Origin of the sequence: Streptomyces sp. NPDC051822, from assembly GCF_044452745.1 — a bacterium.
GTDB lineage: Bacteria > Actinomycetota > Actinomycetes > Streptomycetales > Streptomycetaceae > Streptomyces.
Genome location: NZ_JBITBZ010000003.1, coordinates 262297 through 274842 on the forward strand (window position 1 = coordinate 262297; position 12546 = coordinate 274842).

The 12546-nt window shown below is 72.7% G+C and carries 14 protein-coding genes; 7 read left to right on the plus strand and 7 right to left on the minus strand.

Going from position 1 to position 12546, the window contains the following annotated elements; translation table 11 throughout:
* Nucleotides 1-9: 9 nt before the first annotated feature.
* The 3 genes from ACIA8N_RS11720 to ACIA8N_RS11730 form a co-directional block, all read right to left on the minus strand.
* The gene (locus ACIA8N_RS11720; protein ID WP_365784395.1) at nt 10-984 is read right to left on the minus strand and encodes an acyl-ACP desaturase; all 975 of its coding nucleotides are present in this window, start codon (nt 982-984) and stop codon (nt 10-12) included.
* A 205-nt stretch (nt 985-1189) separates the two neighbouring features.
* Nucleotides 1190-1429, minus strand: a complete 240-nt coding sequence (locus ACIA8N_RS11725) for a hypothetical protein (RefSeq protein ID WP_365784397.1) — start codon at nt 1427-1429, stop codon at nt 1190-1192.
* A gap of 11 nt (nt 1430-1440) precedes the next feature.
* Entirely contained in the window at nt 1441-2292 is an 852-nt protein-coding gene (locus ACIA8N_RS11730) for a helix-turn-helix transcriptional regulator (protein WP_365784399.1), read from the minus strand.
* Between the two features lie 156 nt (nt 2293-2448).
* Between ACIA8N_RS11730 and ACIA8N_RS11735 the strand changes: the two genes are divergently transcribed.
* Nucleotides 2449-2922 carry an ATP-binding protein gene (locus ACIA8N_RS11735; protein ID WP_365784401.1) on the plus strand — a complete coding sequence of 158 codons (474 nt, stop codon included), beginning with the start codon at nt 2449-2451 and terminating at the stop codon, nt 2920-2922.
* Nucleotides 2923-2990: 68 nt separating this feature from the next.
* Here the strand turns inward: ACIA8N_RS11735 and ACIA8N_RS11740 are convergent, their stop codons facing one another.
* Nucleotides 2991-4634, minus strand: coding sequence for an ABC-F family ATP-binding cassette domain-containing protein (locus ACIA8N_RS11740; protein WP_365784403.1), 1644 nt, complete (start codon nt 4632-4634; stop codon nt 2991-2993).
* A gap of 270 nt (nt 4635-4904) precedes the next feature.
* The gene (locus ACIA8N_RS11745; RefSeq protein ID WP_365784405.1) at nt 4905-5321 is read right to left on the minus strand and encodes an SsgA family sporulation/cell division regulator; all 417 of its coding nucleotides are present in this window, start codon (nt 5319-5321) and stop codon (nt 4905-4907) included.
* Nucleotides 5322-5609: 288 nt separating this feature from the next.
* Here ACIA8N_RS11745 and ACIA8N_RS11750 point away from each other — a divergent pair, with 288 nt between their 5' ends.
* Nucleotides 5610-6806: a WD40/YVTN/BNR-like repeat-containing protein gene (locus tag ACIA8N_RS11750; protein ID WP_399416181.1), complete on the plus strand. Its 1197-nt coding sequence runs from the start codon at nt 5610-5612 to the stop codon at nt 6804-6806.
* Between the two features lie 18 nt (nt 6807-6824).
* Here ACIA8N_RS11750 and ACIA8N_RS11755 read toward each other — a convergent pair whose 3' ends face one another.
* Nucleotides 6825-7124, minus strand: a complete 300-nt coding sequence (locus ACIA8N_RS11755) for a YciI family protein (protein ID WP_365784407.1) — start codon at nt 7122-7124, stop codon at nt 6825-6827.
* A 141-nt stretch (nt 7125-7265) separates the two neighbouring features.
* On the opposite strand from ACIA8N_RS11755, the gene ACIA8N_RS11760 reads away from it, so the two are divergent.
* The 3 genes from ACIA8N_RS11760 to ACIA8N_RS11770 all read left to right on the plus strand — a co-directional run bounded on the left by ACIA8N_RS11760 (nt 7266) and on the right by ACIA8N_RS11770 (nt 8640).
* Entirely contained in the window at nt 7266-7964 is a 699-nt protein-coding gene (locus ACIA8N_RS11760; RefSeq protein ID WP_365784409.1) for an endonuclease V, read from the plus strand.
* Nucleotides 7965-8122: 158 nt separating this feature from the next.
* Nucleotides 8123-8257: a morphogenic membrane protein MmpA gene (mmpA, locus tag ACIA8N_RS11765; RefSeq protein WP_365784411.1), complete on the plus strand. Its 135-nt coding sequence runs from the start codon at nt 8123-8125 to the stop codon at nt 8255-8257.
* Nucleotides 8254-8640: a VOC family protein gene (locus ACIA8N_RS11770; protein ID WP_365784413.1), complete on the plus strand. Its 387-nt coding sequence runs from the start codon at nt 8254-8256 to the stop codon at nt 8638-8640. The genes mmpA and ACIA8N_RS11770 overlap by 4 nt, the downstream gene beginning before the upstream one ends.
* A 79-nt stretch (nt 8641-8719) precedes the next feature.
* Here the strand turns inward: ACIA8N_RS11770 and ACIA8N_RS11775 are convergent, their stop codons facing one another.
* Nucleotides 8720-10021: a saccharopine dehydrogenase family protein gene (locus ACIA8N_RS11775; protein WP_399416185.1), complete on the minus strand. Its 1302-nt coding sequence runs from the start codon at nt 10019-10021 to the stop codon at nt 8720-8722.
* A 204-nt stretch (nt 10022-10225) separates the two neighbouring features.
* Here ACIA8N_RS11775 and ACIA8N_RS11780 point away from each other — a divergent pair, with 204 nt between their 5' ends.
* On the plus strand, nt 10226-11383 hold the full coding sequence (locus ACIA8N_RS11780) for a CaiB/BaiF CoA-transferase family protein (RefSeq protein WP_365784417.1): 1158 nt from the start codon (nt 10226-10228) through the stop codon (nt 11381-11383).
* Nucleotides 11380-12522, plus strand: a complete 1143-nt coding sequence (locus ACIA8N_RS11785; protein WP_365784419.1) for an acyl-CoA dehydrogenase family protein — start codon at nt 11380-11382, stop codon at nt 12520-12522. The genes ACIA8N_RS11780 and ACIA8N_RS11785 overlap by 4 nt, the downstream gene beginning before the upstream one ends.
* Nucleotides 12523-12546 lie beyond the last annotated feature (24 nt).

Consider the following 12546-nt stretch of genomic DNA (forward strand, 5'->3'; position numbering starts at 1 on the left):
CGGTCGGGCTCAGCCGGCCGCGCGCGCGGCCATCCGGGCCTTGCGGGCCGCGAGCCTCTCGTCGAACTTGCTCGCCTCGGAGTCCAGGCCGTTCATGTACAGGCCGAGCTCCTCCTGGGCGCGCAGGCCGTCCGGGCCGAGGCCCTCGATCTGGAGGACCTTGAGGAAGCGCAGGACGGGCTGGAGGACGTCGTCGTGGTGGATGCGCATGTTGTAGATCTCGCCGATCGCCATCTGCGCCGCCGCCCGCTCGAAGCCGGGCATGCCGTGGCCGGGCATCCGGAAGTTGACCACGACGTCCCGCACGGCCTGCATGGTCAGGTCGGGAGCGAGCTCGAAGGCCGCGCCCAGCAGGTTGCGGTAGAAGACCATGTGCAGGTTCTCGTCGGTGGCGATGCGGGCGAGCATCCGGTCGCAGACCGGGTCGCCGGACTGGTGGCCGGTGTTGCGGTGCGAGATGCGGGTCGCGAGCTCCTGGAAGGCGACGTACGCCACCGAGTGCAGCATCGAGTGCCGGTTGTCGGACTCGAAGCCCTCGCTCATGTGCGACATCCGGAACTGCTCCAGCTTGTCCGGGTCGACGGCGCGGGAGGCGAGCAGGTAGTCGCGCATCACGATGCCGTGGCGGCCCTCCTCGGCGGTCCAGCGGTGCACCCAGGTGCCCCAGGCGCCGTCGCGGCCGAAGAGGCTGGCGATCTCGTGGTGGTAGCTCGGGAGGTTGTCCTCGGTGAGCAGGTTGACGACGAGGGCGATCTTGCCGATGTCGGTCACCTTGGACTGGGACGGGTCCCAGGCCTCGCCGTCCTCGAAGAAGCCGGGGAAGTTCCGGCCGTCGGACCATGGCACGTACTCGTGCGGCATCCAGTCCTTGGTGACCTTGAGGTGCCGGTTGAGCTCCTGCTCCACGACCTCTTCGAGCGCGTGGAGCAGGCGCGCGTCGGTCCACTCCGCCGAGCTGCCGAGGTGGGGAGAGGTGAGTGTCACGGGAACTCCTGGGGACGGAGAGAAGGGCATACGGGATTACCTACGGATTCGTAGGTTACGAGACCGTAGGTTAAGGCTCCGTAAGGCGTCGGCCAAGCCCGTCCCGGCGATGTCCGGTTACGTTCCGTTATGTGTGCTGCTCGGTGGGGGGCCGGAGATGCAGGTCACGTCCCGCCCGCTCGGACCGGTTCGCCCGGGCGACTACTCAGAGCAGATGGTCGGCCTCGCCGGCCTTCACCGCGGAGATCAGGGCGCGGAGCGCCTCCACCGAGTCGCTGACGTACACCCCTGGGGCGAGCGTCGAGCCGATGTAGGCCTGCCCGGCGTCGTCGACGCCGAACCGGAAGCAGTTGGCGCCCTCGCTGCAGAAGGCCTCGCTCCAGTCGATCTCGACGGTGGGGGCGGACGGGGCGACGGCGGTGCCGGTGCCGGTCGTGACGTTCATGTGGGGGTCCCTCACAGATCCTCGGCGATGGTGCGGACGAAGGCGCGTGACGCGTCCACGGGCAGGGCCAGCCCGCGCAGTCGGTCCAGCAGCCCCCGGTAGCGGCGCAGTTGCATGTCGGCGTCGAGGAGCAGGGAGCCGTGGGAGGAGTCGAGCTGCACGGTGTCGAGCTGCGCCACGGGCGCGGTCACATAGGTGAACGACTGGCCCGCCCCGGGGAAACCCCCGGCGGCGAAGGGTATGACCCGCACGGACACGGTGTCGCGTTCGGAGCGGGCCAAGATGTGTTCCAGCTGCGCCCGTGCGACCTTCGGGCCGCCGAACTGCATGCGGAGCGCCGCCTCGTGGATCACGGCCTCGTATCCGACGGGCCGGTCGCGCTCCAGGACTTCCTGGCGGCGCAGGCGCAGGGCGAGCCGGGCCTCCAGGTCGGGGCCGGGCAGTGGGGGGACGGCGGTGTCGAAGACGGCCCGCGCGTGTTCCTCGGTCTGCAGGAGTCCGGGGATGTGGGTGGTGACGGCCGTGTGCAACTCGGACGCGTGGTACTCGAGTTCGGCGATGTCGATGAGTGCGGGCGGCAGGAGCCCGCGGTGCTCCTCCCACCAGCCGCGGTCCCGCTCGTGGGCCATGCCGGCCAGCAGGTCGACGAGGCCGGTGTCCGGGCAGCCGTAGTTGAAGGCCAGGGTGCGGACGCGTTCGGCGCTGATCCCGAAGCGGCCCGACTCGATGTTGGGGATGCGGGTGCGGTCGACGCCCAGGAGGGCGGCGGCCTGCTGGGCCGACATCCCCGACTGTTCGCGCAGTTTGCGCAGTTCGCTCCCCAGCCGCTGCTGGCGCGCGGTCGGGCTGCTCCTGGGTGGCACGCGTCGTCTCTCCTTCAGTCCGGGACGTCGATATGGCCGGAATGGCACGAGTACCCGCAAGTAGTAGCACTGTGCTCCACTCGTGCGCTACGTTCGGTAGCGCAAGTCTCACACGGCGCTACCGGTCGTGTGGAGCTACCCCCCTGCACAGGAAATGTGAGCAACCCGATGAAGGGCGCCCTGCGTTGCCTCCCGTCCGCTGTCGCGGCCGGGCCCATACCCCCTGCCACGGAGAACCTCAGCTACTCGATGCTCCTGCCCGGAGGCGCCTACTGTGCCGGACTCGCCCGTCAGGCGGTCGAGTCGCTCCTCACTCGGCACGGGCTCTCCGAGCTCTGCGAGACCGCCACCCTCGCCGCCTCCGAGCTGGTCTCCGCCGCCTACCGGTTCACCCCCGACCGGGAGATGATCCTGCGCGTCCGCTGGCAGTACGAGGCGCTGCGGATCGTGCTCTACGACCAGCATCCGGCCCACACCTCACCCGCCGCGGCCGAGGAGTGCCGCGACCGCCGCAGCCGCAGCATGTGGCTGCTGGCCGCGGCGGTCGACGGGCACGGCGGGGACTGGGGACTCGCCCCCGTCCTCACCCCGGGCGGGGGCACCAAATCCTGGGCGTTACTGCATCGCTAGGAAAGCCCCGGTGGTGTCGGGGAGGTCCCGGTGGTGTCGGTGAGGCCCCGGTGGTGCCCGACGGCGCGCTAGCGCGAGCTCGCCGTCGTCCCGCGCACCTCCTCCACGGTCGTCGGCCGCAGCTCACCGTCGAGCAGCAGCCAGCGGGTGATCCCCAGCGACTCCAGGAACGTCACGTCGTGGCTCGCCACGATCAGCGCCCCCTCGTACGCGTCGAGGGCCGCCGTCAGCTTCCGTACCGACGCCATGTCCAGGTTGTTCGTCGGCTCGTCCAGCATCAGCAGTTGCGGAGCCGGCTCCGCGAGGAGCAGCGCCGCCAGCGTCGCCCGGAACCGCTCCCCGCCCGACAGGGTGCCCGCGGGCTGATCGGCCCGCGCCCCCCGGAACAGGAACCGTGCCAGTCGCGCCCTGATCGCGTTCGCCGTCGCGGTGGGCGCGAACCCGGCCACGTTCGCCACCACGCTCAGCTCGTCGTCGAGGACGTCGAGCCGCTGCGGCAGGAAGCGCAGCGGCACCCGTGTCTCCACCTCGCCCGACAGCGGCGGCAGCTCCCCGGCGATCGTCCGCAGCAGCGTCGTCTTCCCGGCGCCGTTCCGGCCGACCAGCGCGATCCGCTCCGGGCCGCGCAGCTCGAACCCGCCGGCGACCCGGGCCCCGTACCGCAGCTCCAGATCCCGCAGGAACAGCACCTCGCGGCCCGGTGGCACCGAGGTGCGCGGCAGTTCGACGCGGATCTCGTCGTCGTCCCGCACCGCCTCCACGGCCGCGTCGAGCCGCTCCCTGGCCTCCGAGAGGCGCTCCGCGTGCAGCGCGCGGTGCTTTCCCGCGGCGACCTGAGCGTTGCTCCTGAGCCCGTTCGCCACGATCTTCGGGACGACCTTGTTCTCGAAGCTCTTCTGCGCGTACCGCTTCCGGCGCGCCAACTTCGCCTGAGCGTCGCCGAGTTCGCGTTTCTGCCGCTGGACGTCAGCTTCGGCGACCCGCACCATCCGCTCCGCCGCCTCCTGTTCGGCCGCGAGCGCCTCCTCGTAGTCCGACCAGGCGCCGCCGTACCAGGTGACGGAGCCGTCCCGCAGATCGGCGATCTGGTCGACACGCTCCAGGAGTTCACGGTCGTGGCTGACCACGACCAGGACGCCGGACCAGTTCTCCACCGCCTCGTACAGACGGGCGCGGGCCTGCCGGTCCAGGTTGTTGGTCGGCTCGTCGAGCAGCAGGACGTCGGGCCGGGCGAGCAGCAGTGCCGCGAGCCGCAGCAGCACGGACTCGCCGCCCGAGACCTCGCCGACGGTCCGGTCGAGACCGACGCCGCCGAGACCGAGCTGGTCGAGGGTGGCGCGGGCCCGCTCCTCCACGTCCCAGTCGTCGGCGAGGGCGGTGAAGTGCTCCTCCGCCGGGTCTCCCGCCTCGATGGCGTGCAGCGCGGCGCGCTTCCCGGCGATCCCGAGGATCTCGTCCACCCGCCGCGAGGTGTCCAGGACCAGATTCTGCGGGAGGTAGCCGAGTTCGCCCGTGACCCGGACGGTGCCGGAGGCCGGGGTGAGTTCGCCCGCGATCAGCTTGAGGAGCGTGGACTTGCCGGACCCGTTGAGCCCGACGAGACCGGTGCGGCCGGGGCCGACAGTGAGCCGGAAGTCGTCGAGGACCTCGGTGCCGTCCGGCCATGAGAAGGAAAGGGAAGTGCAGGTGATGAAGGTGGGGTGATGCGCCATAGGGGCCTCCCGGTCGCGCGAGCGTGAAATGGAGCAACGCGTGAGACACCGGGGCGCGGGCAGTCGAGAGAACGGCTCGTACGCCGAGGTCGAGAACGGCACACGCGGCTCAGGGGCACGCGCGGCTCGGTGTCTCGCAACCTCAGACGAGCAACGTCCTTCTCCGATCAGGTGACGACAAGGTCGGTGACGACGGTACGACGGGGCCCGCGGAGCGGCAAACGATTTACCGGGCGACCCGCCTCGCCGGGTGCCCCGCCGGGGCACGGGTCACGGACGGTCGCGCAGCAGCTTCGCCAGGTTCTGGTCCCAGTCCAGGTACTGGTGCTCGCGTCCCTCGGGCACCAGGTGCTGCGAGCGCTCCAGGAAACGGCGCAGCTCGGAGGTGCGGACGTGGACCATGGCCACCCCCTCGGGGGCGTGGAACTCGACCACCGTGCGGTCGTACCCGTACGGACGCAGACGGACGTCCCCGACCCCGGCCGGGCGCTCGACGCCCTGGACGAGCAGCTCACGCGCGAACGCCCAGGAGACCTCGACGCCTTCCAGGGTCGCGGGTGGAGGGAAGGCCATGCTCACGGCGTACGGATCCTCACGGTCATACCTCAGGGTGGCGGGGACGGTCTCCATCCGAGGAGCGGATGCGACCAGACGGGCCTGGACGGCTTGCTCGATGACGGCGGACAAGACCGGCTCCTCTCACGCGGGTTTCGGATCCTGTGCGTCTCCCCGACACCAGGGCCCCTGACACCTCGCAAGACGAGCGAGACGGCCGGAACGTGCACTCGGGACCCACGTGAGCTACGTCACCGAATCCGAGGGACGGTGTGTCCCGGCGGGCTCGGCGCAGGTCAGCGTCGTTCGGGGACGTCGTCGTCGTCCTCGGCGCACGGCCCGGAGCGGGCGCGGTACGGCTGGTGCCGAGGGGGACGCACCCTGGACGGGGAGCCGCCCGGGGGACTAGCTTCCGGCGCCATGACGTCCATGGGGAAGACGAGACGAATGATGTCGGTGGGGCTGGTCGGGGCGGCGTTGGCGCTGACCCTGGCCGCTCCGGCGCGGGCCGGGGAGACCCCCACGGCCGCGCACGACCGGCGGGCGACACCGAAGGACACGGCGGCGACCGCGAGCCGTCACGACGGAGGGACCGACACGACGGCGACCACGAACCTTCGCGAACCAGAAGCCGAAGCGACCGGAGTCGGCTGGCAGTTGACCCCGACCGGTACCGACGCCCGCTTCCGGGGCCTCGCCGCGGTCGACCGCCGCACCGCCTGGGCCGCCGGCTCCAGGGGCACGGTGCTGCGCACCACCGACGGCGGCCGGAGCTGGCGCAACGTCTCGCCGCCCGGCGCGGCCGAGCTGGAGTTCCGTGACGTGGAGGCCTTCGACGCCCGCCGGGCCGTCGTCCTCGCCATCGGAGAGGGCGAGGCCTCGCGCGTGCTGCGGACCGAGGACGGCGGAGCCACCTGGACCGAGTCCTTCCGCAACACCGACCCGCGCGCCTTCTACGACTGCATGACGTTCTTCGACCGCCGTCACGGACTCGCCATGAGCGACCCCGTCGACGGGAAGTACCGCATCCTCTCCACCCGCGACGGCGGCCGTTCCTGGCAGGTGCTGCCGAGCGCCGGGATGCCGGACGCCCTCCCCGGGGAGGCGGGCTTCGCGGCGAGCGGCCAGTGCCTGGTCTCGGCCGGTCCCCGTGACGTGTGGCTGGCGACGGGCGGCGGGGCCACCGCGCGCGTGCTCCACTCCGGCGACCGCGGGCTGACCTGGACCGCCACCGTCACGCCCGTCCCCGCAGGCGACCTGGCGCGCGGAGTCTTCGGGCTCGCCTTCCGTGACCGGGCGCACGGCATCGCCGTCGGCGGCGACTACCGCAAGGACCAACCGTCCCCGCAGGCCGCGGCGGTCACCGGCGACGGGGGCCGCACCTGGCGCGCCTCGGCCACGCCCCCGCCCGCGTACCGCTCGGGCGTCGCCTGGCTCCCGCACAGCAGGAGCGCGGCACTCGCCGTCGGGCCGACCGGCACGGACCTCACCACCGACGGCGGCAACACCTGGCGCACGGTCGACACCGGCTCGTACGACACCGTGGACTGCACACCCGACGGCTCCTGCTGGGCCTCGGGAGAGAAGGGCCGGATCGCCGTGGCGCCGCGACGGTAGAGCCGTCCGGGTCACGGACTAGGAAGGCAACTGCTCCCGGTACGGGGCGAGTTCCTCGGCCGTCTTGGTCGCGTAGAACTCCGTGATCCGGTACGCGCACACGCCCTCGACGCTGAACGGGTCGGCCGCCGCGATCCTCTCGATCTCCGCGCGGTCGACCCCGGCGGCCAGGATCACCCCGCCGTCGCGCGGGTTCTTGCGACCCGAGGCGATGAACACACCGGCGGCGTACTGCGCGTCGAGCCACTCGACATGGGCGGCGAGCAGGGCGTCGGCCCGCTCGACGGGCGCGGTGTAGGTCAATTCCAGTACGAACATGATCGCCAGGCTACCCGGTGCCCCCGCCCCGGGCCGGGGGCGTCCCGACCCCTGGGACCGCCGCACTCCCCGCGCGGTCCCCGATTTCCGCGACCCGGGGCTGGGAGCCCCTCCACGGGCGACCGTAGGGTGGCCCGCATCATGACGATCATCGAGATTCCGGCGGGCTGGCCCGTCGACGAGACCGCCGCCCGGGCCGTCCAGCAGGAGCTGCGCGGGCGCCTCGTACGCGACGAGGAGGGGCCCGAGGCCGGCGAGGGACACGTCACGGGGCTCGACGTGGCCTACGACGACGAGCGCGATCTCGTCGCGGCGGCGGCCGTCGTCCTCGACGCGCGGACCCTGCGGGTGGTGCAGGAGGCCACGGCGGTCGGCAGGGTCTCCTTCCCCTACGTGCCCGGGCTCCTCGCCTTCCGTGAGATCCCGACGGTCCTCGCCGCGCTCGACCGCCTGACCGTCGACCCCGGCCTTCTCGTCTGCGACGGCTACGGCCTCGCCCACCCCCGCCGCTTCGGCCTCGCCAGCCACCTCGGGGTGCTCACCGGCCGGCCCTCCATCGGCGTCGCGAAGAACCCCTTCACCTTCACGTACGAGCAACCCGGCTCCGCGCGCGGCGACTTCGCCCCGCTCCTGGCCGGCGGCGAGGAGGTCGGTCGGGCGCTGCGCACCCGCGACGGGGTGAAGCCGGTGTTCGTCTCCGTCGGCCACCGGGTCTCCCTCGCCAACGCCTGCGCCCACACCCTCCACCTCACCCCGCGCTACCGCCTCCCCGAAACCACCCGCCACGCCGACTCCCTGTGCCGCCGCGCGCTGAACAGGGCGCTAGGGGGTGTCTTGTAGGTCGGGCCAGACCCCGCGAGCCCGGCCTGATCGACAAGACACCCCCTAGGGGAGGAGTGAGCGTCCCGGGCGGGGCGAGGGCGGCGCCCGGACGGCGGGGGCAAGCTGAGTATCTGTACGGATACCGGGCCGTGCTCCCGCTTGGAAAGGTGGGGCCCATGACAACACCCCTCTCCGCTCCGGCACGTTCCCACGGGCGTGGCCTGAACCTGGTCCTCGCCGGGGCCGGGCTGCTCGCCCTGGGCTGGGTCTGCGCCATGTCCTACGTCCTCCTCGTCTGGACCCTGTCGTGATCGGGCGGCTGCGCTGCCTCGTCCTCGACTGCCCGGACGCCGAGCGACTCGCCCAGTTCTACCGGCAGTTGATCGGCGGAGAGGTGGAGAGCCCCGACCCCCGGTGGGCCGTCGGCGAGGGTTCCGCCGTGCTGCGCGGGGACGGCGGCCAGGCCCTCGCCTTCCAGGGCGTGGCCGACCACCGTCCGCCCGTCTGGGGCGCGCCCGAGCAGCAGTTCCATCTCGACGTGCGGGTCGACGACCTGGACGTCGCCCACGAGTCCGTCCTGGCGCTCGGGGCCGTACCGCTGGGCAGCGGAGGGGTCGACGACGGGGGAGGCGACCCGGCCTGGCGCGTCTACGCGGACCCGGCCGGGCACCCGTTCCGTCTCGTACGGCCCTGATCCGTCACATCCGTCACACCGCCATATCCGTCACGTCGCCGCCCGACCGCCCCGCTCGCCGAGCCCCGCTCAGCCCCGGTCAGCCGCGGTGCGCCACCCTGAAGCGGATGCCCGCCGCCGTCAGCCGGGTCGTGAGCGCGTCGCCCATCGCCACCGCCGTCGTCACCTGCCCTGCCGTCTTCGGCAGCGGGTCGAACGCGAGGCAGAGGGCCGACTCGGCAAGCATCTTGGCCGTCTCGTCGTACCCCGGGTCACCGCCCGAGACCTCGGTGAAGACCCGGCGTCCGCCGCCCTCGCCGACGAAGCGCACCGAGAACCAGCTGCGGGCGCGCCGCTCGGCGGAGGGCCCCTGGCCGGCCCGGTAACGCTCCATCAGCCACCCCCGTACGGGCGGGACTTGGGCCGCCGCCACGCTGGCGCCGACGGCCGCCGCGCCCCCGACCGCCATCGGGAGCGTCTTCACGGAGGCGTAGTGCCGGTAGCGGAAGTCAGGTCCGTACCGTTCGAGGGCCGCGGCCGAGCGGGCCACCACCTGCGGGTCGAGCGTCGGCAGCGGCAGCGCCCAGGTCCCGGTCTCCCGGCTGAACCTCGGCACGCCCAGCGGTGCGCGGGCGCGTCGGCCCACCAACCGCGGTTCGTGCAGGCGCCGTTCGTGCGCGGCCCGGAGGATCTCCCGGCCCCGGCCGAGCGCGGTCAGGGCGGAGGCGAAGGTGCCGCCGGAGAAGGTCGCACCGGCCCGCACGAAGCCGTCCACGGTGAGCGGTACGCCCTCCGGGAGCTGCCGCACGGTGAAGTACACGCCCAGGTCGTGCGGGACGGAGTCGAAGCCGCAGGCGTGCACGATACGGGCACCGGTCTCCCGGGCGCGGGCGTCGTGCCGGACGTACGTCAGGTCGACGAACTCCGCCTCACCGGTGAGGTCGACACAGTCCGTGCCCGCCTCGGCGCAGGCGGCGACGAGCCCGTCGCCGTACCAGACGTACGGGCCGACGGTGGTGGCCACGACCCGGGTGGACTCGGCGAGTTCGCGCAGCGAGCCGGGGTCGGCGGCGTCGGCGACGACGAGCGGGAGCGTGGCGCAGTGCGGCCAGCGGGCGGCGAGGCGTTCGCGCAGGGAGCCGAGCCCGGCCGCGTTGCGGCCGGCGAGCGCCCAGCGGCACCCGGCGGGGGCGTGCTGGGCCAGGTACGCGGCGGTGAGTTCCCCCACGAAGCCGGTCGCCCCGAACAGGACCAGGTCGTACGGCCTGCCGCTCGGGTCGCGACGGGCCTCGGTCACGGCCTCGGCCCCACTCGCAGCCTCGGGCCCGACCCCGCCTCCCGCCCCGGGTCCCGTACCCGCGCCGCTGTCGCCGCCGCGCCCCATGCCCGCCCCTGTGTCCATCCAGCCCCTCGTTTCGGCCGTACCGCGCCGCCGCGCGCGGTTGTCGTCGTCGGCGGAGGATAGCGGGTCCCGGCCCGGTCCCCGCCCCACCCCGGCCGCCGTAATTTCCAAGCGCTTGCTCGGCCGGGGGGCTTGTGCCGAGTGGAACACGTTCCTAGCATCTCCGGTGTTACATCATTGGTGTCACACACGCCTGGGGGCTCGATGACCACGACGCACACCGCCGGGAACGGCCCGCTCACCGGGGTACGCGTGGTGGAACTCGCCGGCATCGGCCCCGGCCCGTTCGCCGCGATGCTCCTCGCCGATCTCGGCGCCGACGTCGTCCGCGTCGACCGCCCGGGCGGTCCCGGCCTCGGCATCGACCCGGCCCGCGACCTCACCAACCGCAACAAGCGCTCCGTCCTCGTCGACCTCAAGGCCGACGGCGGCCCGGCCACCGTCCTCGACCTGGTCGAGCGTGCCGACATCCTGATCGAGGGCTACCGGCCCGGCGTCGCCGAGCGCCTCGGCGTCGGACCCGGCGCCTGCCTCGCCCGCAACCCGCGCCTCGTCTACGGACGGATGACCGGCTGGGGCCAGGACGGTCCGCTCGCCGCGACCGCGGGACACGACATCGGCTACATCGCGATCACCGGCGCCCTCGGCATGATCGGCCCGGATCCGGACGGCCCGCCCACCGTCCCCGCCAATCTCGTCGGCGACTACGCGGGCGGCTCCCTCTACCTCGTCATCGGCGCCCTCGCCGCCCTCCAGCACGCCCGCGCGCACGGCGAGGGCCAGGTCGTGGACGCCGCCATCGTCGACGGCACCGCGCACCTCACCACCATGATCCACGGCATGCTCGCGGCCGGCGGCTGGCAGGACCGGCGGGGCGTCAACCTCCTCGACGGCGGCTGCCCGTTCTACGGGGTCTACGAGACCTCCGACGGCGGCCACATGGCGGTCGGGGCGCTCGAGGAGCAGTTCTACGCGGAGTTCGTCCGCCTCCTCGGCGTCGAGGAGGCCGCCCCCGCCCGCCGTGACCTTGCGCGCTGGCCGGAACTGCGCAAGGCCGTCGCGGACCGTTTCCGGAGCCGTACCCGCGAGGAGTGGACCGCCGTCTTCGACGGCAGCGACGCCTGCGTCGCGCCCGTCCTCTCCCTGAGCGAGGCCCCGTCCCACCCGCACCTCGCCGCCCGCGGCACCTTCACCGAGCGGGACGGGATCGCCCAGCCCGCCCCCGCACCCCGTTTCTCCGCCACCCCCGGCACCCTGCGGACGGGCCCCGCCCGGCCCGGCGCCCACACCGCCGCCGTCGCCCGCGACTGGGCGGTACCCGCTCTGGAGAGCCGGCAGAAGACCCAGGAGACCGAAGTATGAAGCGTCAGCTCTACACCGCCGACCACGAGGCCTTCCGGTCCACGGTCCGCACCTTCCTGGAGAAGGAGGTGCTGCCCCACTACGAGCAGTGGGAGAAGGACGGCATCGTCTCCCGTGAGGTCTGGCTCGCCGCGGGACGCCAGGGGCTGCTCGGCCTCGCCGTCGACGAGGAGTACGGGGGCGGCGGCAACGCCGACTTCCGTTACAGCGCCGTCCTCGCCGAGGAGTTCACCCGGGCCGGCGCCCCCGGGCTCGCCATCGGCCTGCACAACGACATCATCGGCCCCTACCTCACCTCGCTCGGCACCGAGGAGCAGAAGCGGCGCTGGCTGCCCGGCTTCTGCTCGGGCGAGACCGTCACCGCCATCGCCATGACCGAACCCGGGGCGGGCTCCGACCTCCAGGGCATCCGTACGACGGCCGAGGACCACGGCGACCACTGGATCCTCAATGGCTCCAAGACCTTCATCTCCAACGGCATCCTCGCCGACCTCGTGGTCGTCGTCGCCCGCACCACCCCCGAGGGCGGCGCGCACGGCCTCTCCCTGCTCGTCGTCGAGCGCGGCGCGGAGGGATTCGAGCGCGGCCGGAACCTGGACAAGATCGGCCAGAAGTCCCAGGACACCGCCGAGCTGTTCTTCAAGGACGTCCGCGTCCCCAAGGAGAACCTCCTCGGCGAGCTCAACGGCGCCTTCGTCCACCTCATGACCAACCTCGCCCAGGAACGCCTCGCCATCGCCGTCGCCGGCATCGCGGGCGCCGAGCACCTCCTGGAGATCACCACCCGGTACGTCAAGGAGCGCGAGGCCTTCGGCCGCCCGCTCGCGCGGCTCCAGCACATCCGCTTCGAGATCGCCGAGATGGCCACCGAGTGCGCCGTCACCCGGACCTTCGTCGACCGGTGCGTCAGCGAGCACGACGACGGAGGGCTCGACGCCGTCCACGCCTCCATGGCCAAGTGGTGGGCGACCGAACTCCAGAAGCGGGTCGCCGACCGGTGCCTGCAACTGCACGGCGGATACGGCTACATGAGCGAATTCCCGGTCGCGCGCGCCTACACCGACGGCCGGATCCAGACCATCTACGGCGGTACCACCGAGATCATGAAGGAGATCATCGGCCGATCCCTCCTCGGCTGACCTCCCGCCGCCCCACGAACACCA

Bases quoted from the DNA above. Each gene is read 5' to 3' on its own strand.
- ACIA8N_RS11755 (WP_365784407.1), bottom strand. From the start codon at position 7,124: ATGTTCGTACTGGAATTGACCTACACCGCGCCCGTCGAGCGGGCCGAC.
- ACIA8N_RS11725 (WP_365784397.1), bottom strand. From the start codon at position 1,429: ATGAACGTCACGACCGGCACCGGCACCGCCGTCGCCCCGTCCGCCCCC.
- mmpA (WP_365784411.1), top strand. From the start codon at position 8,123: ATGACAACACCCCTCTCCGCTCCGGCACGTTCCCACGGGCGTGGCCTG.
- ACIA8N_RS11775 (WP_399416185.1), bottom strand. From the start codon at position 10,021: ATGGACACAGGGGCGGGCATGGGGCGCGGCGGCGACAGCGGCGCGGGT.
- ACIA8N_RS11785 (WP_365784419.1), top strand. From the start codon at position 11,380: ATGAAGCGTCAGCTCTACACCGCCGACCACGAGGCCTTCCGGTCCACG.
- ACIA8N_RS11760 (WP_365784409.1), top strand. From the start codon at position 7,266: ATGACGATCATCGAGATTCCGGCGGGCTGGCCCGTCGACGAGACCGCC.
- ACIA8N_RS11750 (WP_399416181.1), top strand. From the start codon at position 5,610: ATGACGTCCATGGGGAAGACGAGACGAATGATGTCGGTGGGGCTGGTC.
- ACIA8N_RS11780 (WP_365784417.1), top strand. From the start codon at position 10,226: ATGACCACGACGCACACCGCCGGGAACGGCCCGCTCACCGGGGTACGC.
- ACIA8N_RS11740 (WP_365784403.1), bottom strand. From the start codon at position 4,634: ATGGCGCATCACCCCACCTTCATCACCTGCACTTCCCTTTCCTTCTCA.